We start from the raw sequence: 25,922 nt of genomic DNA, 5'->3' as shown, positions 1-25,922 counted from the left end.
TTTTATAAAGGATTCCTTATATCAAACCTGAGAAATAAGCGGACAAGAGACACAAGGATAGGTATCTCTCCACATGGTTTATACTTAGACTAGGAGAATAAACTGCCCTTGTGTCGCCCATATATGCTAAATTTGCGTTTCAGTTCAATTTATCCTCACCAAAATACCTTTTTCCTTTAAGTAAAACTCAATTTCTTACCAATACCATATCCTCCATTTTCAAATTTAACTAGTTGTTTATTTTTGAAAATTCAACAATAATGATGGAAATTGCAGATTAATCGAATATAATAAAGAAAAGAGGTATTTGGTGTGTCAAAAGTAAATAAATCGGGAAAGATTAATAACGAACATGATGTCGGATATAAATACTTATTAACCACAAAACAAGTATTTATCCAGTTGCTCCAATCGTTTGTAGACAAAGATTGGGTAGACCAAATTGATGAAGCAAATACGGAACTGATAGACAAATCGTTTATATTACCAGATTTCCAGGAAAAAGAAGCTGATTTGGTATATAAAATGAAACTTAAAGAGCAAGAAGTCATTTTTTACACGCTAATGGAATTACAATCAACCGTAGATCATCAAATGCCCTATCGCTTATTACTTTACATGGTTGAACTCTGGCGTGAAATTGTAAAAAGTAGTGATGACCGTAAAGTGAACCAAAAGGATTTTCACCTTCCTGTTATCGTACCAATTGTACTATACAATGGTGCGGGAAATTGGACGGTTCCACTGGAGTTCAAACAAACACTTGGCAAAGCAACTATGTTTGGAGACCAAACACTTAATTTTAAATACATTCTACTCGACGTGAATCGATATACTGATATTGAATTACTTGAGTTATCTAATTTAATTTCTTCTATATTTTATTTGGATCAAAAAAACAAGAATCCTAAAGAACTTTACAAAAAATTAAAAGCGCTGACTGGCGCATTACAAAACTTAACGCAAAAGGAATTCACATTATTTCAGAATTGGTTTAAACAGATTGTTATGAAACGTTTCCCCGAAGATCAACATATGAAAATGGAACAAACCATTGATAGAGCAAATCCAAAGGAGGTTAACCAAATGATTTCGAACTTGGGAGAAGACTTAAAACGGTTTTACGATGAAGCGCAGGCAAGGGGTTTAAAAAAAGGGATGGAAAAAGGATTGGAAAAGGGGATAGAGAAAGGTAACAAAGAAAAGGCAATCAAAGTAGCCGAACATCTACTATTAAAAGGAATGTCATTAGCAGACATTGCTGAAGTTACGGAATTAAGCATAGAGGAAGTAGAAGATTTAAAAAGCAATCGAAATTAATTGGATTAACTTAATCATAGCAACTATTCAGCACTGAAATCAGAAACATACCTAAGTAATCCTTTCTCTTTAGAAAGGGTTACTTTTTTGCACTATATAAGGAAGGTGAAAAGCTAGTTATATGGAGGGGTAAATACGAGATGAAGATTATTAAAAAAGGACAGGCCGATCCCGTTTCCTCCCTTTAAACGTATTTAATTACTAGTTCAAAGTTGGAAAACATAGTCTCATCGAATGTGTCATTTTTTAATAATCCTCATAAGTCAAATTAATGAATATTGTGCTTTTTAAAATTACCACCTTTAACTTCTGCCACATCATATACCGTAACAAAAGCAAATTTGTCAATTTCATAAATGATTTCTTTCATTTTACTGTCCTCTAAACGGTTAATAACACAAGTTATTTCCTTGAATTTCTCATTTGAATAACCGCCTTCAACTTCATTAAACGTAGCGCTTCGACCTAGGCGATCACGTATGGTTTCTACCATTAATTCAGGTTGATTGGTTATGATTTTAAAGGTTTTCGAGCCACTTAAACCTTCTTCAACGGTATGAATTACTTTTGAGGCAATAAAATAAGCGATTCCCGATAAGAAAGCTCCTTGTAGACCAAAGACCGTTGAAACAACAATAAACACAAACAAGTTTAAGAATAAAATTAAATCACTCGTTCCAAAAGGCAATTTCCGGGATAGTAATACGGCTAACATATCAATACCGTCTAATGCTCCGCCATTTCTTAATGCCAACCCCATACCAAAACCAATAATAATACCACCAATAACGGTTACTAGTAACGTATCTCCTTGAATAATGGTTGGTATATGGTGCATAATGCTAGTCCCAAATGCTAGTGAAGCAATACCTATAACGGAATAAATAGCGAAACTTTTCCCAATCTGTTTATATCCTAAAAATACAAATGGGATATTTAGTAGTGCAATTAGAACCCCTAAAGGTAATCCAATTAATTGTGAACCAACGATACTTAGACCTGTAACACCGCCATCTGATACGTTGTTTGGAATTAATATTGCCTCTAAACCATATGCAGTTATAAATGCCCCGATAATAATTGATAATCCTCGTAATACTATTCTAAGTTTACTGGTCTTTTTTTGCTTCGTAATTGTACTCATTTCATTCCTCTTTCCAACTATTTCTCTTGTTGTAAAACTCTCCATTATCCGGACTTCTGTCTTCCTGTTGCTAGTATTCTTCATTCAAAGAAAATAATACTTAATTTAGACGGGAAATAGCAGATTATGTCATCCTTCGATGGATTCTTATTGGCATTGCCTTTACCTTTAAATCCGAAAATATTCTTAGCAATCATTCCCTTCCATCCAAAATAATTAAATGACATCCTATCATTCAGTCTCTTCCCTGCAAATGTTAAAGTCCGTAATAATCAGCTCTATTGTCAAGGTAGCTAAATATTTTATTTTCTAATATAAAGGACAGGGACTTTCGTTCGATAGGTTGCTGTATAAAAAGGGTACAACAAATTGAAAAAAATAGGAAGTAAGATAAAATACTGTCCTAGATCTTGACTTACTATGACAGATATAGTAATTTATATTTACAGTAATTTATTTATAACAGTATTGTGAGTGGAGGTATCACGATGAAAGGAAAAGTATCCGCTGATTTACTTCGTGGTCATACAGATACAATTGTCCTCGGTATTTTAATGAAGAGCGATAGCTATGGGTATGAAATATATAATACTATTTTGGAAAAAACGGGAGGGCTCTATCAGTTAAAAGAAGCTACTCTTTATTCAAGTTATAAAAGACTGGAAAAGGAAGAATGCATTATCGGCTATTGGGGAGATGAGACACAAGGTGGGCGACGTAAATATTATAGAATCACTGACAAAGGAAAAAACCGTTACCGTCAAAATAAAGTAGATTGGGAATTTACTCAACAAATACTAAATCAGTTATTGGAGGAGGAGTAAAATGAATATAACTATTAAGAAGTATGTAGATGACCTATTCCACGGATATGAAGAAACGCCCGAGCTTAGAGATTTTAAAGAAGAGATTACTTCTAACTTACATGCTAGAATTTCTAATCTTGAGGAAAAGGGCATGCAGTCAAATGACGCTTTCACAAAGGCCGTGGCTGAACTAGGCGATATTACAACAATTGCCGATGAGATTAGCAAGCAGAAACGAAATGAATTGATCGGGGAAATGTATATACAACAAGGCAATAAAGTGGGGGTAAAACATGCAATTGGTTATACAGTTGCGGGAAGTGTTCTCTTATTTGGATTAATAACAAGCCTTATCACCTACTTCTCCACTAATAATATATTTTATGGAATCTCCGCCCTATTACCTTTTGTTGTTCCAACAGGAGCTGCTTTTGTTTTCCTTGGACTTACTCAGGAAACAGCAAGAAATTACCCAATGTCATGGATACGTGCACTGATTTACGCATTGGCGGTTGGATCTATTTTATTTGGTATTACTATTTCTACATCTCAATATTATCTAGATGGAAATACTTGGGTTGAAATACTTGGCATATTAATTCCGTTTGCTATCCCAGCACTGGCTATCCTTGCATTCTTACTTCTTACGGAGAAAAAGCGCTATAAACCTTGGGTTGTGGAAGAACAAAGAATCATAATGGAAGATTATTATCAAAGATATAGTGATCCTGAACTAACTGCAAAAAGAGGCTTGCTCTCCGGCGCTCTTTGGGTTGGAGCTTTGGGCCTTTTCGGTTTAATATGGCTATTAACTTCTGTAATATATGCACTATTCGTTATTATATTGGCTGTTGTTTGTGAAATGCTAATTGAATATAAGATGCATAAAAAAAGCAAAGTATGAGCAGCAATTTGTAACTTTAAAATAAAAGAGGACTAGTAAGCAATTTTCTAGTCCCCTTTTATTTTACCCACAACTTAATTAATTCATTTGATAATAGTCGTTTTTTGCTTGAACAAACTGTTTGGTATATTGATTAAATTGTTGTATAATCTCACCCATTTCTTGACTATGTTCATTTATATCATTAATCTGCTCATCTAGTTTTTTTAAATCAAAATTTTCATCTTCCATATATTCATAGAATCTGTGCTGTATTTCTAAATTTTCATGGTAGTCTTTAAAAAAGGTATCCATCAATTTTTTCCGTTCGTTCATAATCGTTATTAGCTTTGATGCTTGTTTTCTTTGCTTCTCGTCTTTGATCTTTTTAATATTTTCCTCAATGGTTACAGACTCCTTATAAGCCTTTTGAAAGTTTTCTTCCGCTTCCACTAATAGCGCTTGTTGTTTTTTCATGTATGTATTGGCTTCTTCTATCTTTTGCTTAATGATGTCCTTATCATTGATATCGAGACTAATCAAATCATTGTATACCAACTGTGCATTTTTTCTAGTTTCATTTAGTTCTTTTTCATTAGCGGCGAAATCTTTTTCAAACTCAGCAGATTCCTCCATTATTTTGTGGATGTTGGTAGCCTGTCTTTCATCGGAAGAACATCCAGTTAGAAAAAATGAGAAAAATAAAACAATCGTTAATACTATTAATCTATTCACCCAAAGTTACCTCCTGCTGCTAAACTGGAATTAGTGTATGGTATGACAACGTCCGTTACACGAAAATGTTAATGGTGCCATATCGTTAGTGAGTATTTCCGTTTGATAGCCTTGTTTCTTAATAAAAGATAATAGTTTGGGTAAATGTTTTATTGTCTCTTGTTTATCATGAAGAAGGACTACCGGAGTTTCACCTGCTTGCTCCATATTTTTTATTTCTTGGATTGTATGTTGAACATATCGTTCATTTTTAAATTTCCAGTCTAGACTATCTACATTCCAATCCCAAACCTTAAAATCATTTTGGTCTAATAAATAGCGCATAGCTTCCGTTAGATATGGAATACTTCCATAGGGTAAACGGACAATGTTAGAACGTACACCTATTATGTTTTCCAATATCTCCCGATTCTCTATCATTTCTTCTGACGGAGAGGATTTACTACTATAAACTTTACCTACATCATGAGTAATACTATGTAGTCCAAGTCCAAATCCCTCTTTATGCATTCGCTTTACAACTTCAGGATGTTCTTTTATCTTTAGACCCACCATGAAAAAGGTTGCCTTCATCTGATATTTGTCTAAGACATCAAGTAATTGGCCTGAAATATCTGATGGCCCATCATCAAATGTTAGATAGATGGCTTTTTCTTGTTGATCTATCTTATTTTGCTTCTCGACCTCTTTTTTTCGGGCTGATTCTCTTTTTTTATTTTCCCTATCAATGATAGATTGACTTAATGTAGAATCGGAAAAAGCTAATACTGGCTCAGAAGAAAATGATAACATTTCGTGTGAATTCTCTATATTCGTGTCATTTTCTTTTGCAGCATTCATTTTATCATTACCAACCAACCCAGTTAATAGTAGAATCATAATGGTTAATAGAATGAAAACCACAATCTTCCCTCTGGTGTTTAACCTTCTACGCCTAAACACTTTAATACCTCCCTTTGCTAGATTAAATTTTTCTACAAATAGAAACACACATCAACAAAATTCGCAATAACGACATATTTACACTAACTTATTTAAAAATCGTTTTACGTTCAAAAATCATTTTCTACTATATACGATAGCATAATTGGATGTTTATTTGAACAGAATATTTTAAGTAAAAAACTTTAATTTCCCTTTTTAAGCAATTCACTTTCTTCCGTTCAATTGTTAATGTTTATTTATATATTTTTTTGAGATAAAATATGCAATTGTAACAGAAATGAGTCCAATTAATAATGTTAATAACAATGAAGGATGACTACCTTTAATAACAACTTCTTGAGTTAGATTAGGACTAAGATTCCAAGCCTCCATCATGTCTGGAGTATATGTATATGTAAGAAGTATTCCTGACAGAACTTGGATTAATGAAAATACCAATAAAAAACTAACTACAAAAATAATATACTTTTTCACTTGCTACACTCCCTACCATTTTGTCTTTATACTTTACGTACGAATGGAAATGGAAAAAGTTCCATTATTCCACTAAAATAAAATGCCACATTATAATAATTAAGAGTGCCTTCCTTACTTTGGAAGGCGCCCTTAATGCAATAACTATTTCAAAACTTTTTTTCTCCTATCCATTATAAGAAATATAATATGGAAAACTGTAATTATTACTGCCATTTGAAGGGCCCTTTTCAAACCCACCCCTACAAAATACCTAGAAGTATACCAGCAAAAAAAATTGTAATATTTACAGTAAACCTACCCATAATTTCTACATCCCCTCCAACATCTTCGCCCCATCATACATAATGTTCATATTCATTATTTCCCCAATCAATCCCGCAAAAAACATACTGTGGATAAGTACAAAATGGTGGCAGTTTCCAATATATAAGCATAGTAGCATTGACTTGGCAAATAATAATCCTACTGAATATGTGGATGGTTATTTATGAAAAAAACACTTACCTTATTAATCTTTTTATTAAATAGCTAATTCATTTTAATTGGTATTCTGGAAATATGATTTTCTGATAAAAGATAATGAACATTGAATTTGCAGTATGGGGTGTTTTTGGAAAGCACCCTATACTGCATTAACTTGATTACCAAAATAAGTTTTTTAATAATAAGCGATACTCACTAACCATTATCCCAACAATGAACCTAATAAAAAAGGTGATACGATTAGTAATATAGAAATCGAAATTAATATGAAAGAAATATGCTTTGGAAGTTTTATTCCGCCTTTTCCTTTATACCAACCTGAGAATTGAAACTTATTTCTGTACAATACAAACAGTAATAATAAAATGGCTATTGCTCCTAGCCAAGAATAATTTTCAGTCGCTTCATTGACAGTATAAATATTTTCTTTAACTTCCTTTATCCCAGATATATAATTTGGATCGTCTTCACTTATCGTATGCCCCTTTACAAGAGAGATATCGTATTCTCCGTTAGAAAGCTTTATGTAATTTGAATCCTATTTATTCTTTTCGAAAAAAATGGTGTATTTATTCTTATCTCTTGTATTTAGCTCCCAACTAGCGCCTACCGTCATTGAAACATTGTCTGATATTCTACTTGCGTAATATCCCTCCTTGTCTTCTACTAATTCCCCAACAAAATATGTATTCTTGCTTGACTGAACTACTAATAACTGTTCATCTTTTTCCGTTGTAATTATTAACTCCTCGTATACTGGCATAATTTTTTGAACTCATTTTTACGTTTAGAACAATGGATCATTTCTGACTTAACCAATTAAAAATCCTTACCCCATTCATTATCTAAAATTTCACCACTTTCAGCGATATACTCTATAATAACCGAACCATGTTGCAATTTATCTTCGTTTCTTAAGAAAGATATGAATTCATCAACAAGTTTTTCATCACCGTCACTATTTTTACGTGGAACAGTAATACGGATGGTAGGTTTAACATCAAACTCTTTATAACTTGTAAGATTAATAGGATCAATACCCAGTTCTTGCCCAATTGTATCATTAAAGAAAATGAAGATATTAGTTGTTTCTCCAAAATTCTCTTTAATAAAAGGACGTATTTCAGATTCTAAATCCTTTGCCCATTTATCTGCAATATACGTATCCACCATTCGTTTTGTTTCATCATCATAATAAACTAAAAATTGCGTATTCGTTTTCTTATCCCTAACCTTAGCAGCATATTCAAATCCAAAGTTCCCCATATTATCATACAAAGTATCATATATCTCGAAATTATCATTAAAATTATCTTCTAAATACGCATCAGCTTGACTCCATATCTTTTCTTCTTCATCTTTATCAGGCTTCATTTCTAATATAAAGGTGACTACAAGTAATCCTATTGCTAACAATAGCGCACCGAGAACACCAAGTATGATTTTTAGATATTTATTCAAATCTGCCCCTCCCTCAATTAGTGATTCACCATAGAAAACCACATTCACTATATTAAAAAAACATTCGATTTGTAATATATGATAGTAAAGAAGAGTAGCTTAAAACTACTCCTGGTTGTCCTTATTTTGTTTTAAGAAAAAGTTAAATCCATACCAAAAAATGACGGCGATTGCGATAGTTATCAATGTACCTGGTCTTTTTCTTTTGATCTACCAAGAGGAACACCTCCTAATATATATTTTTTAATATAAAGAAGACTTTCATCAGTAGAGGTTTTCCTTCATTCCCCAATTATTACAATCCACACCCCATTTTTATCACATCATTTTGATTATAAACTTTTCTATTGCACAGGATAATGATAAATTATTCCTATTCAAAAAAGAAGGTGATGGAAATTCAACAGGAACTTACGTTGATTAGTATTGTTGTCGTCATTGCACTTGGTATGTTTTCACAATGGTTAGCGTGGAGGATTCAGTGGCCTTCTATCGTGATCATGACGATTGCTGGACTCTTGATTGGTCCAATATTTGGTTTAATCAATCCACAGGAAGGACTAGGAGAACTTTATAGTCCCATTATCTCCCTTGCCGTTGCATTGATTTTATTTGAAGGTAGTACAAGCCTTGATATCCGTGAATTGAAAGGTATCTCTAAGTCCGTCTTTCGTATCGTGACCTTTGGTGCCCTTATAGCTTGGATTGGTGGCTCATTAGCTGCACATTTTGTTGCTGGGCTTAGTCTCGAGATTTCTTTTATCATTGGTGGGTTATTTGTTGTGACAGGTCCTACTGTTATTATTCCACACTAGCGTTGCATAAAAAATAATTATAGAAGTCAACCATTTAATTTGTGTCTTTGATTTGAATGTTGAAATTTTCTGATATATATTATATTTAATTTATGAAAAAAAGATAACAGGGATCTAAAGGTAGTCCTTCATCCATTTTTTGAATATTATATAATATTTTTAAATAATCGGGTCATAGGTTAAATCGTCTAAGAGCAAAACATCTCCTAATTCGTATTGTGCAACAGTTACTTGAAAGACCTTTTCGTGATCAAGCCTTCGTCGGCCACGGGATGATCGCTCAGGTTCCTTGAATACTTTAGAGATAAGGGTTGTGATGGAGTGAGAACAGAAATCCCGTATCCAACGCAACATTTCCAGCAAGGTCCCTTTATAGCCAATTTTGTTTTTCATTAAAAGGGTTAAACAGAAAGAAATCATTGCCAAATAGATTTGATTATATACCGCATTTTCGCTTTTTCCATATAGTTTTTTAATAACCATATGCTGCTTGACCCATTTGAAAAATAATTCTATCTGCCAGCGGTTGCGGTAGAGATCACTCATTTCCTGTGCACTGACTTTAGCATCATTACACACAATTCGAATCTGATTTCCTTTACTGTCTACAGTTTCAACGAGTTGCAGCGGGTTCTTCATCTTTCCGATCTTTACTACCGCATGACGGGTGATCGGTGAAGAGGAATCAATCGGTAATTCCTCGATGACATGTACGACCGTGTTCGTTTTAATTCGTGTGACAAATCGAATACCTTCTGCACAGTAGGTATCAAACTTTTTAAAATTGAAATAGCCTCGGTCAAATACATGAAGAACGTTTTTATCTAATACGATTAATGAATCTAGCTGTGTTTCATCTGCAGGTCTTGCAGGTGTGAGAATGACTTCATTTGGGTAAGAAATGCCCTCGCAAAAAGTAATGGAAGTATGCATTTTCACACCCGATTTTGTATCTCGAAAATCTGCCCATTCATATTGACTAAGGCACATCGAAATCGTTGATGAATCAATCAGATGAAGCTTTCCAAGTGCTTTGCCTGCCGTTTTTGGTCCAAGTATATGGTGAAGTTTTTGAATTAAATGATGTAGGATAACCTGGAAAATCTCGGATGGTATATCCCCATTTTTTCGGGAAAGCTGTGATTTACTAATGCTTTCTATGCCAACTAATCTTTGGACAGTTTTCTTGCGTTTTATCGTGTCACTTATCCGCTGAAGGTTATCTAGTTGCTTCAACTGCGCATAAATAAATGTATTCATAAATGTAAGTACATCAAGCTTTTTGACATATTTATCAATTTGAGCGTGATCAAGCATTTTTTGTATTACTTTCGAATCTAATGGATGAATGTATTCCTTGAATACAGTTTTTATGGTATGATTGTCCATGTGAGCTCCTTATAGTTAGGGATTTGGACAGGACTACTATACCCTAATTATAAGGTTTTTTTATGGATTTTTATAGTGAAAATTCCTATTATTAATAATATTGACACAAAAGGTTTCGCTTGACTTTTTCCTGAAAACTTTATGCAACACTAGTGATTATTCCACTACTTAGGCAAGCAAAATTAACCCCTCGAGTCGCTTCGGTATTGAAATGGGAAGGCATTATTGTTGATCCAATTGGTCCGTTGCTAGCTCTATTTGCTTATGAGATTATCAAAATAACCTCGGAGGAATCGTTTCTACTTAGTGATTTCATTCCGTTTTTTGTAGAATCCATCTTGGCAATTTTAGTTGGCTATGCTATTGGTATGCTCGTTAGTCTTTTAGTTAGTAAAGGATTATTCCCTGAGTACTTAAAATCTCCAATTATTTTTTGCTTTGTCTTAATTTGTTTCGCATCTGGTGAAGTCATCATGCACGAAACGGGGATGCTTTCTGTAACCGTCATGGGGCTAACATTAGCTCGTTCCAAGAAATATGTCCATTCCATTGGAAGTATTGGTCATTTCATGGAAAATATTTCGGTTATGCTTACGTCTACCGTTTTTATTTTGTTGACGGCATCACTTACAAGGGATACGATTATGGATGTTTTCACTTGGCCGATTATTTTATTTGTCATCATCATGCTTTTCCTTGTACGCCCGTTGTCTATTTGGATATCAACAATTGGAACAGAACTGACTTTACAAGAAAAAACACTTGTAGGTTGGATTGCGCCAAGGGGAGTCGTTGCATTGACGGTTTCAGGGTATTTTGCCGGTTTATTAATAGAAGATGGCTATCCAAATGCCTCCATTTTAACACCACTTACGTTAGCTTTAGTTTTTATTACCGTTTGTGCTCATGGTTTTTCTATCGGTCCCATTGCTCGAAAGCTGGGTTTGGCTAATACCAACTCTTCAGGTGTTGTGATGGTGGGTGCTAGTAGTTTTTCGATTGCTTTTGCACAGCATTTAAAAGATATGGGGGCTTCGGTCTTGATTACCGATACATCCGATGATCAATTGTACCGGGCAAGAAAATTTGGTATTCCTACTTATCATGGAGAAATTCTCTCGGAGCATAGTGATTTCGAAGTAGACATGACCCCTTATGACACCATTTTAGCTATGAAGGGAGATGCAGCGTATAATGCACTTGTTTGCCAAACCTACATCCCTGAATTCGGTTATCACAACACGTTCTCCCTGCCAATTGGAACGAGTCAAGTCGAACATAGAGAAATCCCATCTGCTCTTAAAGCGAATTTGTTATTTGAAGAAGGTGCAACATTTACAGAGCTAAATAAAAAAGTCAACATTGGTTATACCTTTCATACTATTGAAATTAATAGCAAACAAACTCTACTGAAAGAAAAACGGAAGTCGAAAGGAATACCGTTATGTATTAAACGTAAAAACGGGAATCTGGTCTTTGTCACTTTTAAGGAAAAACCCTTACTTGACGAGGGAGATCAACTTGTGGTACTCGAGCTGGAGAAATAATTCTTCAGCTCTTTTAATTTTAATGGAGTATTATACTTTTAGCATGAATGCAGACTTTAAATACGGATTCGAAATACTTTTTTGGTAAATGGATATAAAAATTTAACCCCATTTTTCGTTAGCATATCTCCTACAATATGTGATAAATAAGCTATCGTGGAAATAAGAGCCAGGCCGTCTACTTCAATGTTAATTTCCAATAAATGTGACATATACCACCAGTAAATCAATGCCCAAATAGTGTGAGTTGGTCCTCGGTGTGCAAACCAACCAACTCCACCAATGTATAAGGCGAACATCACCAGCCACCACAACTCATTCGTTGCAGCATAATAAAGAAGGAATACACCTATGATACTCATAATTATATTTTTTAAAGTTTCCTGACTCCTGAAGGATAAACCTAAAATTACCGCTCCCCATCCAAAAAGTAGAAGCCTATTTTGTTGCTCAAACCATCTTTCGTCTAGGAAAGATAAGAATTCTACATCTACAAAGAATGTAACCAAAGACAGTACCATCATTGTCACAGCGACAAATACACCAATTTTTTTAATTAATTTAGCTGTTTTAGTTACACGTCTATTTAACAAATTATTACCATCTAAATCAGGAGCAAGGGAAGATATACCTGATGCAATTAAAACGACAGGTATCATTTCAAGCGATTGATTAACGGACGCCACTGCACCTATTCCTAGTCCCACTGTTAAATGCGTTCGACCTTTCATGTTGTCACCTCTTTTGTTGCTGTCTTTTGATTTATAATAGTGCCATTATACAACAAGTATATTATATTTTTCTGTAAAATTTGGTGAAAAGGGTATTAATCTATAGAGTAAAGTAAATAATAGTATCATAGCACAATGGAGGTTTTATCTATGGAAAATGATACCCATCAAGAGGAATTAACTGCAGCAGAGATTTCAGCCCTTTGGACATCGTATCTAAATGACACCATGATGGATTGTGGATTACGTCATTTTTTAACAAATGTTGCCGATGAAGATATCCGTTCCATACTTGAACAATACTTAGCAATATCAAAAAAACACCAAAAAAAGTTAACTGAAATTTTTAACGCTGAAAACTATCCAGTTCCTCAAGGATTTACGGAACAAGATGTTAATTTGGATGCACCGAGGCTTTTTTCTGATCGTATATACCTTGAATTAATGTTAAATGTAGCTAATTTTAGTTTAGCTATTTACGGATTAGCCTTGTCCCAGGTCGAACGAGATGATATTATTCAGTTTTATACTGAAGCTCTAGACGAGTCACAAAGAATGCACAAAATAACAAAAGATACAGCCAAAGCAAAAGGCTATTACATACGTTATCCGCAAATTCCTAAACCGAAGCAAGTCGACTTTGTAACGGATAATAGTTTTTTGGCGGGATGGTTTGGAAAGAGAAGACCATTACTAGGTGTTGAAATTGCAGCACTTGTGTTAAACACTAAGCGTAATGCACTTGGTCAAGCACTTATTACTGGATTCGCTCAGGTTGCACAGTCAAAAGAGGTTAAAAAGTATTTTGAACAAGGGCGTGACATTGCTGGAAAACAGTTAGATGTTTTTTCATCCATCTTAAAAGAAGAATATATCTCTGATGGAGCTCGTATTTTGACATCAGAAGTAACCGATTCAACGAACCCGCCTTTTTCAGATAAATTAATGATGTTTCTTGTTACAACACTTATTGCTTCTGGGATGAGCCAATACGGGACCTCTATGTCTATCAGTCCAAGACATGATTTAGGTGTTCATTATACCCGTTTAATGGCGGAGATAGGCAAGTATTCCAATCAGGGAGCGAATATTTTGATTAAAAATGCTTGGATGGAGCAACCGCCAATTGCAGCTGACAGAGAAAATCTAGGGAAATAGGGGCTATTTACAACTACCGATGTATTCTTATAAATAAAATAGTGGGGGGAATAGTCTTCTCTCCCACTATTTTATTTATTTCCCCACCGTATTGAATCAGTTTTTGGATATTTCCATGGATTGGTAGGGTAACCATTCACCGGAAACGACCTGCATAGCGTTCGCTTCGATAATAATAAATACATACTAAATACTCATAAAGAGTTAACTATGTATAAACATCTAAACAATATCAAAGGTTACTTGAAGGAAAATTATATGTAGTGGGTGAAAAGATTCGGGAAAAGAAAAATATTGACTGTGGATTAATTAAACTTCATCGCTCATTTATTGTCCCGCAATATCACGTTTCGTAAAGACAACCCCAAGAAATAATTAAAAATACAATGTAATAAGCAAGAATACGATGATAAAGAATGTTATGTCATCCCTTCCATAAAAGGTTCACTGCCTTTTGCATACTAGCTTAATTCGGTGAAATAATTCTGACTTTGTATAAATTTTTTATAACTGCAGAGTCTAAAAAATGGAAGGGAGGGATCAATAAGTGATTGTACGCTTGGTCCGAATAGGATTCATTTTATCATGGATAACTTTGTTTTTTATTCCGAAAAAATCGGTCAAAAGATATCTCCCTGCCTCTACATTGTCAGCATTATTAGTTATGACAACTGTTTTTATCGGGACTCATTTTAAATCATGGAAAGTAAAAGGTGGTAAAAAAACTCGAATCTATAACATTTTAAGTGTTATTTTAGGTCCTTTTTCAGTAGGGGACTTTATGGATTTTCCATTTAACTTACGGTAAGTTTTGGTTATATTTGTTAACAAATTTCCTGCAAAATTTAATTTACGCATTTCCAATATTAAATTTATTAGAGAAAATTAACTTTATAAAATATGTTAAATTCACACGAATCCATCATCTTATTGCATCAATGTCATTTGCCGTTATATATGGCTTCCAATCTTTTCTTGAAAAACCACTTTTAACTTGTATGCGATTGTGTAATAAACGAGGTCTCTAAATGAGAACTCGTTTATTTCATTAAAAGAAAGAAGCTGTCAATCGGTTTTTTATTGGACTATGGATTATTTTCCAGCTAATTCCTACTTACAAATGACTTTATGTATCATTTGCCGAATCAAAAAGACATTTGGCATTTATGTACTCCATTCCAATTCGGATGTATGGTGATCATAAAAGCCTTTTAGCTTTGATCATAAGTCCTTGCACTGGTAGAGGCTACGTATCTTATTTTATATTTACTGTCCAATTCTTGTTTAACTTTTTCCGCTAAAGCAAGTCCCCTTTGATTAAATCTTTCTTCCAGTTCAACCCCATTAGGAACCAATTTGTCTAAATCCCAATCAATCCATTCTCCATACTTTGCTTTCCAATAAGACAATTCCTCTACTAATCTAGCAGATATTGGAATGTCTTCTATGTTAAGATTACAACCGCACCTATTACACCAAATTGGATCTGCTCCTACATCACCTTCGATTTTTAAATCGTTTGTTTTTCCACTATCACAGCAACAGTTCAAAGATGTGCCTCCTTTTTGAATAAAGATTGGTGCTTTCTTAATCGTCAACAAACATCCTTCTTGTATCATTAGCTACTATTTACCTTATTATTTACCTTACTATTTACAACTACCAATGTATTCTTATAAATAAATGGGAGAAAATAGTCTTTTCCCATTTATTTATTTTCTCACTGTATATTTAAAACTAAGTGACCACAAATACCGAAGATAATTCCCCATAAACCGATATCAAAGGTTACCCAGATTACATAGTACTAGATATCATATACTGCATGGCTATACTTCTTATATCCATCCATACTTTTCACCTTATAACTTAATTATGGACATTAAAAGATAGGCCTAAAGCGGATACCGTTTAAAGACGGTGGAGTTAGACCACGCATTTGGAAATAAAGGATACTGTTACATTGTACTAAAAAGTTCAATCCACGCACTCATGTAGAGTGCGACCATGCGACAGATAATGCAGCAACGAGCCATGGTGATTTCAATCCACGCACTCATGTAGAGTGCGACTGGAAAATTTGGCATTTTACGAGATAGACTGAATATTTCAATCCACGCACTCATGTAGAGTGCGACAAGTATGGATGGAGTTTGGATGCATGATATAATGTATTTCAATCCACGCACTCATGTAGAGTGCGACGGGTGAATGCGAACCTTTCGACCTTTTAGTTTAATTTCAATCCACGCACTCATGTAGAGTGCGACTAAAATTTGAAGTGATGAGCGATAACAGAACTGAGATTTCAATCCACGCACTCATGTAGAGTGCGACAAAAAAGGCGATTGATCTAGGCGCTGAATTACAGATTTCAATCCACGCACTCATGTAGAGTGCGACCAATGTTGGATTTTTACCATGTGTTTTGATTTCAAATTTCAATCCACGCACTCATGTAGAGTGCGACATCCATATTGGTGTTCAATGCCTGCTAGTTTATAAATTTCAATCCACGCACTCATGTAGAGTGCGACCATTTGATTTCCTCCTATCTCATAAATAAATTTTCTAATTTCAATCCACGCACTCATGTAGAGTGCGACGATGTAATCCCCGCGCATAAAATGATCCATAGCTTGCATTTCAATCCACGCACTCATGTAGAGTGCGACCATGCACCTATTGAGTATCATACTTATAATGACAAATTTCAATCCACGCACTCATGTAGAGTGCGACCATTGCCATCCGTATTTAGGTTCAATGGATTCGGATTTCAATCCACGCACTCATGTAGAGTGCGACTTAATCCAGGAGATGACGTAATACTTGATGATGGCATTTCAATCCACGCACTCATGTAGAGTGCGACGGTGATAACAACGAATATCATTATATAATTACTATTTCAATCCACGCACTCATGTAGAGTGCGACTATATAAGGAGTGATAACACTATGTATAATTTAATTTCAATCCACGCACTCATGTAGAGTGCGACGTAAGGGATAATGATTCTCCCTCCGTCTCTAATATTTCAATCCACGCACTCATGTAGAGTGCGACAGAAAAGGAGGATTAACATGAATCATCCATTAATTATTTCAATCCACGCACTCATGTAGAGTGCGACGTAAAACGGCGATGAAATTTAAATTAGATTATATATTTCAATCCACGCACTCATGTAGAGTGCGACATTTTCATTCCGTGTTCGTCATACATCATTTTTGCATTTCAATCCACGCACTCATGTAGAGTGCGACTATTGCTGTTGAAGCCTTAAATAAAACTCAAATAAAATTTCAATCCACGCACTCATGTAGAGTGCGACTAAGAAAAGTAATTTTAAGGTTACTGTAGATTACATTTCAATCCACGCACTCATGTAGAGTGCGACCTTCTTCCGTTTCTGTGGTGTCTAAATATACTTCTTGATTTCAATCCACGCACTCATGTAGAGTGCGACAATAAGGTAGTTCGATATTTGTGCAAAACGAGTAATTTCAATCCACGCACTCATGTAGAGTGCGACAAGGCGTAACGTAATAACTCCATTAAAGCGAATGTTATTTCAATCCACGCACTCATGTAGAGTGCGACTATTAAAGAATACGGTCTTGTATGACTATCAAAAATTTCAATCCACGCACTCATGTAGAGTGCGACTCGCTTTTATTATTTGTGAGGTGACATAACATGGCATTTCAATCCACGCACTCATGTAGAGTGCGACACTTATACTAAGGGTTGGGAGTACAACCTAAACGATTTCAATCCACGCACTCATGTAGAGTGCGACGTCAATCCTACTGGGTTTAATAACACGACAAGAATTTCAATCCACGCACTCATGTAGAGTGCGACCGCCTATAGAGGGGTGGTTTTTAGTTTAAGTGGTATTTCAATCCACGCACTCATGTAGAGTGCGACAGTTCACTTATATATTTGACCATCCTGTTAAAGATTTCAATCCACGCACTCATGTAGAGTGCGACCGATTGTGCAGGAATTGGAAAGAAAACGGGGTTCTTATTTCAATCCACGCACTCATGTAGAGTGCGACTATTAGTACCACTCCCTTCGGATAATTTTTCTTAATTTCAATCCACGCACTCATGTAGAGTGCGACTAGTTGGTTAATGTTATCGGTGTAAGCGACCTGTATTTCAATCCACGCACTCATGTAGAGTGCGACTGTCATGTCTCTTTCTTACGTTATGTGGGCAATGATTTCAATCCACGCACTCATGTAGAGTGCGACTCGTTATCGCCTTAATGCCTCTAATATTGTTCAAATTTCAATCCACGCACTCATGTAGAGTGCGACGGTGGAGAGGATTGGAAAAACGCTAAGTTGATTGATATTTCAATCCACGCACTCATGTAGAGTGCGACTTTGCATCGGGCAATTCTTTAACTGTCGCTAAACATTTCAATCCACGCACTCATGTAGAGTGCGACTGTTCCAGCCAACATACTCCCTTGCCAATGGAAAATTTCAATCCACGCACTCATGTAGAGTGCGACGGTGACTTGCATACGAGACATATGCTTTATTTATTATTTCAATCCACGCACTCATGTAGAGTGCGACGACTTGATATAGCCGTAGAAGAGGTAATCCCTGCTATTTCAATCCACGCACTCATGTAGAGTGCGACAATCAACTGTTGCAAGAAGTAAATATATTCGGATTATTTCAATCCACGCACTCATGTAGAGTGCGACCATGATTCCGATTAGTCGCAAGGAATTGATCGAAGAATTTCAATCCACGCACTCATGTAGAGTGCGACCATTTGGAACTTTGTTCAATTGACGTTTTTTGGATTTCAATCCACGCACTCATGTAGAGTGCGACCTAACAGATTAGTTATATTACTAATAGCAGTTCGTATTTCAATCCACGCACTCATGTAGAGTGCGACGATATCTGCGTTTGGGTCAACCGCCCCGCGATAAAAATTTCAATCCACGCACTCATGTAGAGTGCGACCATGGAGAATCCAGCCTTCGCAATATCACCTATATTTCAATCCACGCACTCATGTAGAGTGCGACCCGTCTCACCAAAGTCAGCCACAGTAAATTCTGTATTTCAATCCACGCACTCATGTAGAGTGCGACATCTGATTTACAAGTGGCGGTTGAACAATTTAAATTTCAATCCACGCACTCATGTAGAGTGCGACGTACTTGGTTAATAATAGATCCCATTTCAGACATGATTTCAATCCACGCACTCATGTAGAGTGCGACTTTTTGAAGTAACTGCATTAATATTTTATTTTGTTATTTCAATCCACGCACTCATGTAGAGTGCGACATTATATAGAGACGGCGTTTACCATGGATTTGTTATTTCAATCCACGCACTCATGTAGAGTGCGACTTGTTCTGGTGGATCGTTTTTAATTTTAGGTACTATTTCAATCCACGCACTCATGTAGAGTGCGACAACATTATCTTGTCCTTTTTGTCGTGGCTTCAAGTATTTCAATCCACGCACTCATGTAGAGTGCGACATTGGAAGAAGGTAACACTAGCACGGATTACGAGATTTCAATCCACGCACTCATGTAGAGTGCGACAGCACCTACCCGTTTGAGTAAGTGCTTAACCGGAATTTCAATCCACGCACTCATGTAGAGTGCGACCTTCTTAGGGCGTATTCAAGATTAGAGCCACCGTATTTCAATCCACGCACTCATGTAGAGTGCGACCTTCTTAGGGCGTATTCAAGATTAGAGCCACCGTATTTCAATCCACGCACTCATGTAGAGTGCGACCGTCTAGGACATCATTTTTGGCTTTAATAACATAATTTCAATCCACGCACTCATGTAGAGTGCGACAGAAGCAGTGGATGGAGTTGGGAGGTATTTCGATTATTTCAATCCACGCACTCATGTAGAGTGCGACTATATAAGGGGGGCATAATTAAAACTTAAAGTTAATTTCAATCCACGCACTCATGTAGAGTGCGACGATGGAGGTGCGGTACTAATTAAAAAGGTTGAGGAGATTTCAATCCACGCACTCATGTAGAGTGCGACCGCAATATCAAGACATTACATTTGCTGATTTTGGTATTTCAATCCACGCACTCATGTAGAGTGCGACATTCCGTTGTTGTCTCCGATTCTTAGTGGTTCACTTATTTCAATCCACGCACTCATGTAGAGTGCGACCCCAACATTGTTTTCCCTAAATCACTACCAATAAATTTCAATCCACGCACTCATGTAGAGTGCGACATGGGAAGGTACTGTTACTATTGTAGCTGCACAAATTTCAATCCACGCACTCATGTAGAGTGCGACTTACAAAGTCGACAATAGCTTTTATTACGGTTTTATTTCAATCCACGCACTCATGTAGAGTGCGACCCCCTGGATGTCCTTTCGTCCCTTTCTTGTATTTAGATTTCAATCCACGCACTCATGTAGAGTGCGACATGAGTGCGTAAGGGATTCTCTACTTGTAATAGAATTTCAATCCACGCACTCATGTAGAGTGCGACTCGCAACCTTATTAATGATGTTCTGCATAGTTGGAATTTCAATCCACGCACTCATGTAGAGTGCGACTTCCCGTGGGTGCGGCGACTGAGCCGCCGTCAAAATTTCAATCCACGCACTCATGTAGAGTGCGACATAAAATGTCTAATAAACGTGGACTAAAAAACAATTTCAATCCACGCACTCATGTAGAGTGCGACCGTATTGGAGGAGGTATCCTTCAATCATTAAACGATTTCAATCCACGCACTCATGTAGAGTGCGACTTAGTTGGATTGTTGATTAAATCGGTTTATAAATTATTTCAATCCACGCACTCATGTAGAGTGCGACCCCTCCGGTATCGGCAAAGTGTGACCTTCTAATTATTTCAATCCACGCACTCATGTAGAGTGCGACTTGATAGGCGGAGCATGTCTTAAACCTACGGCTGATTTCAATCCACGCACTCATGTAGAGTGCGACTTTGATTCATGCATTTTTGGGGATATTCGGAAGGATTTCAATCCACGCACTCATGTAGAGTGCGACGGCAAATCCAATAGCGTATCGGTATCCGGTGATAAATTTCAATCCACGCACTCATGTAGAGTGCGACAGCGAATTCCTTTAAAAAACAAGAACATATATTCCAAAAGAATACTATTCTTCTAAAAATATACTATATCACATAACTTATTCTTACTATTTTCCAGTTTTTTATCTATTAGTAGTCTATTTTCTGGTGCTAACCCCCTATGCATTTCATGTGCGCTTAGGGTTAGCACCATTAACTAAAATAATAATGGCTCTTCTAAATCTATAGATTCTTTTATTCCAATATGATCCACTTTCGCTTTATGATTATTACCTAAATTATAAAATCGAAGACTATCTTTTGTAGGGTCAATAAGTTTCTCTAATTCATGTTTTAATATTGTATATTGTGTAGCGTCTACAATACATTCAAAAACAGAGTTTTGTACTCGTTGACCGTAATTTTGGCATGCCTTCGAAACTTTTCTAAGCCTTTTTGTTCCTCCATTGCTTGACGTACTAACATCATATGTGATTATTACTAGCATCACTTCACCTACTTCCATAAAAATGGTGGATATTCATCCAAATCACCACGTAAGTATCGAGCTAGTAATAATGCTTGTGCATAAGGTACCAGTCCCCATGTTATTTTTTCTGAGAGAAATGGATGTGTTATCTTTTCTTGTTTCTTTAATTGCCAGGCCTTTAAAAATTTCTTTCTTGCCTCATCTGTCATTAATACAGCACCATTTTCCTTTTTTAGAAAATCGTTCCTTGTTAGCTCTTTGCGATTTATTAGGGATAATACAAATTTATCAGCGAAAACTCCTCTTAATTCTTCCATCAAATCAAGGGCAAGGGAGACGCGACCTGGTCTATCCCGATGCATAAAACCAACATAAGCATCTAAACCGACAGTTTCCAATGCAGCTGCAGTATCATTTGCAAGAAGTGTATAGGCAAAAGAAAGCATTGCATTTACATTGTCTTTCGGTGGTCTTCTTGAGCGTTGAAGAAAGTAAAAATCATCTTTTTGTTGTAGAATCATAGAATTAAAGACTTTATTATAACTAATTGCAGCCTGTCCTTCCCATCCACGTAGGCTATCTAATTCTTCACACTTCCTTACTTCTTGGAGAATCGAAGTAAGGTGTTTAGATATTTCCTTAAATTGCTCTACATCAATACGCAATGGGTAATTTCTTGTCATTCGTTCAAGTATCCATTTATTATTATAAATTTTGCCAACAATAAAATTACGTGCTATTTTTGCTGATGTATGCTCATCATCTGATAGACGATATTGTTTCTTCCTTAAAGTTACATTTCCTCTACTTTGACCAATTACTCGTGCCAAAAATCTTCCGTTCTTTGTTAAAAAGGCAATTGATATATTCCGTTCAGCACAATATCCCATTAGCGCTGGACTAGCTCCTGTGTAACCAAAACTAACGATACTTTCTAAATTATGTAATGGAAGTCTCCCGAGTTGTTCCTGATCTTTACGCAACACAATATTATCCCCATCTAATGACAAGTAAACATCCGGTTGGGTAACAAATAACGTGTTTAACATTTTTTTCACTCGTTCAACCTTCCTTCTATATAACTTCTTACAGAACGCCTTTTCATAAGTTTTGGTAAACAAATATGTTGTAATGAACAGCTTTTACAATGTTGACCGGTTTTAACCTTAGGTGTCTGACGATTATCATAATAATGATGCATTTCCTTCGCCATTTCTATCACTTTATTTCTTAACGTTTCAGTTATAGGCACTTCCACACGATGTTTTATTTCATTGTAATAAAGAAATCCTTTATCTACTTCACATAGAAGCATTTCTTCCAAACACATTGCTTGAGCTACTAGTTGAATAACATCTTCATCACCTTTTTTAGGTTTACCACGTTTATATTCAACCGGATAGGCTAAATAACGACCATTAATCCCCGCTAATTCTATCCCATCTGGACTTTTTATAAACTCAACAACATCGCAGATACCAGTCAATTTTAATTGATGAGATTGTATTGGCATCGCTCGCACAATCAGCTTTTCTCCCCTTTTCTCACGGATAAATGGCTGATCGGCTTTTTGATGCAGATGCTGCCCTTCAATCGTTTTAACATTTTCTTCCCACTGTTGCTCAACGTGAATTAACGCCCATTGTCGGCGGCAAAACTGAAAATGCTGTAAGCCTGACAACATTAAATAATGTTCTTCATTATTGTCCATCGAATACTTCCACCGCTAACCCATCTAAGTCATGTAATTCAACGGTATAATTTTCTTCGTTAAAAGCTTTTGGAGCATCCGTTTTAGCTTCAATATTTAAAGATCGATGCACTTTTGCAGATGAATATTGGCCGAGTTTAGAAGAATGCTCCCACCAATACACTTTATGAACTTCCATACTGCCTTCAGGTCGCGCAGATGAACTATCATTCTCAAATAGTGTAATTAGAGCTTGCTTGATTTTTTCTGCATCTTCATTGGTAAATCCTGTTTTTTCAGCAAGTTGTGTATTGATACTTCCTTTGAACACGTAAACCCCAAAGTCTACACGGTGCTTCATCCCCATTGTGTCAGAACCTTTGGAATCACTAGTAACGGAGTTTACACTTTTAGTAATCTGTAAGCTCGTGATATCAATCGGATCAACACTGGTTGCCGTTTGAACAGACACAGGACCACGGACACCTACAGAAAGATTAGATCCTTTGAATGCAAACACTTGTCCAAAACTGCGGACATCCAACCATTTTTCACAAGCAATAGAGGCAAAATCATCACCTGAAGCTTTCTTATCCTTTAACATTTTGGCTAGAGTTTCATCGGATTCTGCCCTTTCTTTTAAACTTTTAAAACCATCTATTTTACGATCATCCGATTGAACAAAGATGTCTTCCCCCATGTCTTGCAATCGGTTACGAATTTTTCGTTTAATAGCAACGTCTGAAATTTCTCCATGTCCATCGTAATTCTGGCGTGGTCGGTTTCCATTTAGTGGATCCCCATTCGGATTAGCTTTTGAAACAGATAATACTACAGCAAAATCAATTTTGTGGTCAAGTATACTCATTTATTCGTCTCCTCACTCTCAATATTTATTTCTTTTTTCTTATAAAGTTCTCGACGTTGACTGTAAAAACCTAATAAATATTTTTCAGATAGTGGTTTATTGTTAAAATCCTCAACGGCAAATTGATCACTTATTTCATCTATTATTTTTGATAAATAGTTCGCTTTTGTTCCAAGCCTTGCTTGATATGGTTGTAAACTCGCTTGAAGAGTCATCCATGTACGACTTGGCTTTTGTGAAAAAGAATTCATATACCGTATAGCATTAGTAGCTCTCGTTTCTTCCTTACCAAGTGCGCCTCTTTCTAGCACATCTGCAACTGCTAACAATCTACCAAATAGATAACTACGATCAGTAATAGTTTTGTCTAATGCCACATCCCATTCCTCCTTTTTTTCAATTAATGATTTTCGTATCAATGCACAAGCGATACTAAGGGTTTTCTCCCACTCCCAGCGCTCCATCGCAACTGGATTAGATGCTCGCTGAAAGGCACTTTTCACAATATCCTTTGGAATAATTCGTCCATCTATAATACAAGGAAGCATTCTTTCCATTAATCCTTTTACAATTTTGTCACTCGCCCTAGGCCCATATGCTGCAAAAGCAATATCTCTCGTTGCAGGAGCACCATAAAATTTCACAAATTTCTCTTCGTTTTTACGGTACCGATGTTCCCAGCTGCACTGTGAATGCCAATCTTTCAAACTATTAAGATATATTTCTTTATTCATATTTCGGTAATAAAGGACAGCCATTCTTCCCGTTGTTGCTGAATCAAGCACAAGTATGTTAACTTCAGAGTCATAATTAATATCATTTCGATATCCATCAATGGCTCTTTTTACTTCTTCTGCAAAAGGCTTGTCTGTATCCGGTTCTTCTTCTATCTTTCGATTTGCATGATACAAAATATCCAATGCATCTTCCCCTGGGTCAGGGACATTTTTATCGTCATTCCCCCAAACTAGAAACACGCGATTATCAATTGTCTTCCCTTGACGATGAATCAACCATTTTAGTGCATTGTGCGCCTTTTGCGATACTTCATAGCTAATACCAGCAGCTTCCTTACTCGTCTTAAATCTTCCACGGAAAGTAAAACCAGAAGTATCATTCGCTGAAATTAACTTTGCCTTATCAGCTGCATGGCGAATTTTATTGGCATGTCGTTCCGTACTTGGAGCTAATTCACCAGTTATAAAGTCAACATCCTCATCACCTAATCTCTCATTATAAAAATCAATAAAAGATTGGTACATCTCCCTATCCTTCCACACATCTACAGTAGATGTTCGTGAATAAACATTAAATCGAACAAAAGCACTTACCTGATCTGTCGTACCACTAGAAAAGATTAGTGGCTTTTCACCTAGTGATTCTTCATATTTCTTATTCCATTTCTCAATTAATTGCTGATTTTCATCCAGCACAAGAACCTTATATTTAACCAAATCCTCAATCAATCTACCTTTGCTTAGATACTTATAAATGCTTTTTACTTTATCTATAGCATATGGTGATTCAGCCCATTCCTTCAAGTTCTGGATATATGCGTCAAAAGGAACATCATCTTGATTTTTTATCTTACCACCATATTTTACAAAATCACCTGCTACATAACTTAACTTGTCATGCAATGGATATGGTGCAATCTTTGATCCTGCGCGACTAGCTGATTCCTCAGTACAAGGGATAATAGTATTCTCTTTTTCTAGTACGGTTGCTTGCAAAATATCTCCATCTTCGTCAATTGTAACTTCGATATGAGCATTTTGTGTTGTATGAGAAATTGGTAATAATGTGTATTCCTTGTCATTACGTTTTTTTACTGTTTTTCCAATTTGCTCTGTATTCATTTCATAGGTTTTATATAAATTATACAACCAACTCAAC

20 protein-coding genes, 1 pseudogene and 1 CRISPR repeat array are annotated in these 25,922 nt (G+C 35.9%); of the genes and pseudogenes, 7 read left to right on the top strand and 14 right to left on the bottom strand.

The annotated features are described in order from the left end of the window. Positions 1-312 precede the first annotated feature (312 nt). Positions 313-1,320, top strand: a complete 1,008-nt coding sequence (locus MHI02_RS04855) for an Rpn family recombination-promoting nuclease/putative transposase (protein WP_060669144.1) — start codon at positions 313-315, stop codon at positions 1,318-1,320. 268 nt (positions 1,321-1,588) lie between these two features. Here MHI02_RS04855 and MHI02_RS04850 read toward each other — a convergent pair whose 3' ends face one another. After that, on the bottom strand, positions 1,589-2,464 hold the full coding sequence (locus MHI02_RS04850) for a YitT family protein (protein ID WP_047184399.1): 876 nt from the start codon (positions 2,462-2,464) through the stop codon (positions 1,589-1,591). A gap of 488 nt (positions 2,465-2,952) precedes the next feature. Between MHI02_RS04850 and MHI02_RS04845 the strand changes: the two genes are divergently transcribed. Next, on the top strand, positions 2,953-3,288 hold the full coding sequence (locus MHI02_RS04845) for a PadR family transcriptional regulator (protein ID WP_047184375.1): 336 nt from the start codon (positions 2,953-2,955) through the stop codon (positions 3,286-3,288). Position 3,289: 1 nt separating this feature from the next. Beyond that, the gene (locus MHI02_RS04840) at positions 3,290-4,174 is read left to right on the top strand and encodes a permease prefix domain 1-containing protein (protein ID WP_047184376.1); all 885 of its coding nucleotides are present in this window, start codon (positions 3,290-3,292) and stop codon (positions 4,172-4,174) included. Positions 4,175-4,252: 78 nt separating this feature from the next. Here the strand turns inward: MHI02_RS04840 and MHI02_RS04835 are convergent, their stop codons facing one another. The 5 genes from MHI02_RS04835 to MHI02_RS04815 all read right to left on the bottom strand — a co-directional run bounded on the left by MHI02_RS04835 (position 4,253) and on the right by MHI02_RS04815 (position 8,254). Then, entirely contained in the window at positions 4,253-4,888 is a 636-nt protein-coding gene (locus MHI02_RS04835; RefSeq protein ID WP_047184377.1) for a YkyA family protein, read from the bottom strand. A gap of 30 nt (positions 4,889-4,918) precedes the next feature. Continuing rightward, a complete protein-coding gene (locus MHI02_RS04830; protein ID WP_257457812.1) occupies positions 4,919-5,830 on the bottom strand; it encodes a polysaccharide deacetylase family protein in 912 nt (303 codons plus the stop codon). A gap of 228 nt (positions 5,831-6,058) precedes the next feature. Then, positions 6,059-6,307, bottom strand: coding sequence for a hypothetical protein (locus tag MHI02_RS04825; RefSeq protein WP_047184378.1), 249 nt, complete (start codon positions 6,305-6,307; stop codon positions 6,059-6,061). 1,024 nt (positions 6,308-7,331) lie between these two features. Continuing rightward, the gene (locus MHI02_RS04820; RefSeq protein ID WP_047184379.1) at positions 7,332-7,556 is read right to left on the bottom strand and encodes a hypothetical protein; all 225 of its coding nucleotides are present in this window, start codon (positions 7,554-7,556) and stop codon (positions 7,332-7,334) included. Between the two features lie 56 nt (positions 7,557-7,612). Then, a complete protein-coding gene (locus MHI02_RS04815; protein WP_047184380.1) occupies positions 7,613-8,254 on the bottom strand; it encodes a hypothetical protein in 642 nt (213 codons plus the stop codon). Positions 8,255-8,646: 392 nt separating this feature from the next. Between MHI02_RS04815 and MHI02_RS04810 the strand changes: the two are divergent. Next, positions 8,647-9,063, top strand: a pseudogene (locus tag MHI02_RS04810) (cation:proton antiporter domain-containing protein); the annotation flags it as partial. Between the two features lie 165 nt (positions 9,064-9,228). On the opposite strand, the gene MHI02_RS04805 reads toward MHI02_RS04810, so the two are convergent. Then, the gene (locus MHI02_RS04805) at positions 9,229-10,458 is read right to left on the bottom strand and encodes an IS4 family transposase (protein WP_047185988.1); all 1,230 of its coding nucleotides are present in this window, start codon (positions 10,456-10,458) and stop codon (positions 9,229-9,231) included. 152 nt (positions 10,459-10,610) lie between these two features. Between MHI02_RS04805 and MHI02_RS04800 the strand changes: the two genes are divergently transcribed. After that, the gene (locus MHI02_RS04800; protein ID WP_341165702.1) at positions 10,611-12,005 is read left to right on the top strand and encodes a cation:proton antiporter; all 1,395 of its coding nucleotides are present in this window, start codon (positions 10,611-10,613) and stop codon (positions 12,003-12,005) included. 56 nt (positions 12,006-12,061) lie between these two features. Here MHI02_RS04800 and MHI02_RS04795 read toward each other — a convergent pair whose 3' ends face one another. Next, the gene (locus MHI02_RS04795; protein ID WP_257457659.1) at positions 12,062-12,736 is read right to left on the bottom strand and encodes a metal-dependent hydrolase; all 675 of its coding nucleotides are present in this window, start codon (positions 12,734-12,736) and stop codon (positions 12,062-12,064) included. 150 nt (positions 12,737-12,886) lie between these two features. Here MHI02_RS04795 and MHI02_RS04790 point away from each other — a divergent pair, with 150 nt between their 5' ends. Beyond that, the gene (locus tag MHI02_RS04790) at positions 12,887-13,894 is read left to right on the top strand and encodes a DUF3231 family protein (protein WP_047184383.1); all 1,008 of its coding nucleotides are present in this window, start codon (positions 12,887-12,889) and stop codon (positions 13,892-13,894) included. A 547-nt stretch (positions 13,895-14,441) separates the two neighbouring features. Next, complete coding sequence (locus MHI02_RS04785) at positions 14,442-14,702, top strand: hypothetical protein (protein WP_052771655.1); 261 nt, start codon at positions 14,442-14,444, stop codon at positions 14,700-14,702. 403 nt (positions 14,703-15,105) lie between these two features. Here MHI02_RS04785 and MHI02_RS04780 read toward each other — a convergent pair whose 3' ends face one another. The 6 genes from MHI02_RS04780 to cas8c form a co-directional block, all read right to left on the bottom strand. After that, the gene (locus MHI02_RS04780) at positions 15,106-15,492 is read right to left on the bottom strand and encodes a hypothetical protein (protein ID WP_240473281.1); all 387 of its coding nucleotides are present in this window, start codon (positions 15,490-15,492) and stop codon (positions 15,106-15,108) included. Between the two features lie 376 nt (positions 15,493-15,868). Next, positions 15,869-21,020: a CRISPR direct-repeat array (repeat unit 32 nt; unit sequence ATTTCAATCCACGCACTCATGTAGAGTGCGAC). Between the two features lie 175 nt (positions 21,021-21,195). Then, positions 21,196-21,486 carry a CRISPR-associated endonuclease Cas2 gene (cas2, locus tag MHI02_RS04775; RefSeq protein WP_047184402.1) on the bottom strand — a complete coding sequence of 97 codons (291 nt, stop codon included), beginning with the start codon at positions 21,484-21,486 and terminating at the stop codon, positions 21,196-21,198. 8 nt (positions 21,487-21,494) lie between these two features. Continuing rightward, positions 21,495-22,526 carry a type I-C CRISPR-associated endonuclease Cas1c gene (gene cas1c, locus MHI02_RS04770; protein ID WP_341165701.1) on the bottom strand — a complete coding sequence of 344 codons (1,032 nt, stop codon included), beginning with the start codon at positions 22,524-22,526 and terminating at the stop codon, positions 21,495-21,497. Then, complete coding sequence (gene cas4 / locus MHI02_RS04765) at positions 22,523-23,179, bottom strand: CRISPR-associated protein Cas4 (protein WP_341165700.1); 657 nt, start codon at positions 23,177-23,179, stop codon at positions 22,523-22,525. Before cas4 ends, cas1c begins: the two co-directional genes overlap by 4 nt. After that, positions 23,169-24,026 (bottom strand): type I-C CRISPR-associated protein Cas7/Csd2, encoded by an 858-nt coding sequence (cas7c, locus tag MHI02_RS04760; RefSeq protein ID WP_047186534.1) that lies wholly within the window; start codon positions 24,024-24,026, stop codon positions 23,169-23,171. Before cas7c ends, cas4 begins: the two co-directional genes overlap by 11 nt. Next, on the bottom strand, positions 24,023-25,921 hold the full coding sequence (cas8c, locus tag MHI02_RS04755) for a type I-C CRISPR-associated protein Cas8c/Csd1 (RefSeq protein ID WP_341165699.1): 1,899 nt from the start codon (positions 25,919-25,921) through the stop codon (positions 24,023-24,025). The genes cas7c and cas8c overlap by 4 nt, the downstream gene beginning before the upstream one ends. Position 25,922: the final 1 nt, after the last annotated feature.

It is taken from the genome of Oceanobacillus sp. FSL K6-0118, assembly GCF_038006665.1.
Taxonomy (GTDB): Bacteria; Bacillota; Bacilli; order Bacillales; family Amphibacillaceae; genus Oceanobacillus; species Oceanobacillus caeni.
Note: the sequence above shows the minus strand (reverse complement) of the source record. Positions and strands in the feature narration are given on the sequence as shown.

What these genes read in the sequence shown, in the direction of transcription:
- MHI02_RS04840 (WP_047184376.1), top strand. Translation starts at nt 3,290, where the DNA reads ATGAATATAACTATTAAGAAGTATGTAGATGACCTATTCCACGGATAT.
- MHI02_RS04820 (WP_047184379.1), bottom strand. Translation starts at nt 7,556, where the DNA reads ATGCCAGTATACGAGGAGTTAATAATTACAACGGAAAAAGATGAACAG.
- MHI02_RS04805 (WP_047185988.1), bottom strand. Translation starts at nt 10,458, where the DNA reads ATGGACAATCATACCATAAAAACTGTATTCAAGGAATACATTCATCCA.
- cas4 (WP_341165700.1), bottom strand. Translation starts at nt 23,179, where the DNA reads ATGGACAATAATGAAGAACATTATTTAATGTTGTCAGGCTTACAGCAT.
- cas7c (WP_047186534.1), bottom strand. Translation starts at nt 24,026, where the DNA reads ATGAGTATACTTGACCACAAAATTGATTTTGCTGTAGTATTATCTGTT.
- MHI02_RS04790 (WP_047184383.1), top strand. Translation starts at nt 12,887, where the DNA reads ATGGAAAATGATACCCATCAAGAGGAATTAACTGCAGCAGAGATTTCA.
- MHI02_RS04845 (WP_047184375.1), top strand. Translation starts at nt 2,953, where the DNA reads ATGAAAGGAAAAGTATCCGCTGATTTACTTCGTGGTCATACAGATACA.
- cas2 (WP_047184402.1), bottom strand. Translation starts at nt 21,486, where the DNA reads ATGCTAGTAATAATCACATATGATGTTAGTACGTCAAGCAATGGAGGA.
- MHI02_RS04795 (WP_257457659.1), bottom strand. Translation starts at nt 12,736, where the DNA reads ATGAAAGGTCGAACGCATTTAACAGTGGGACTAGGAATAGGTGCAGTG.
- MHI02_RS04850 (WP_047184399.1), bottom strand. Translation starts at nt 2,464, where the DNA reads ATGAGTACAATTACGAAGCAAAAAAAGACCAGTAAACTTAGAATAGTA.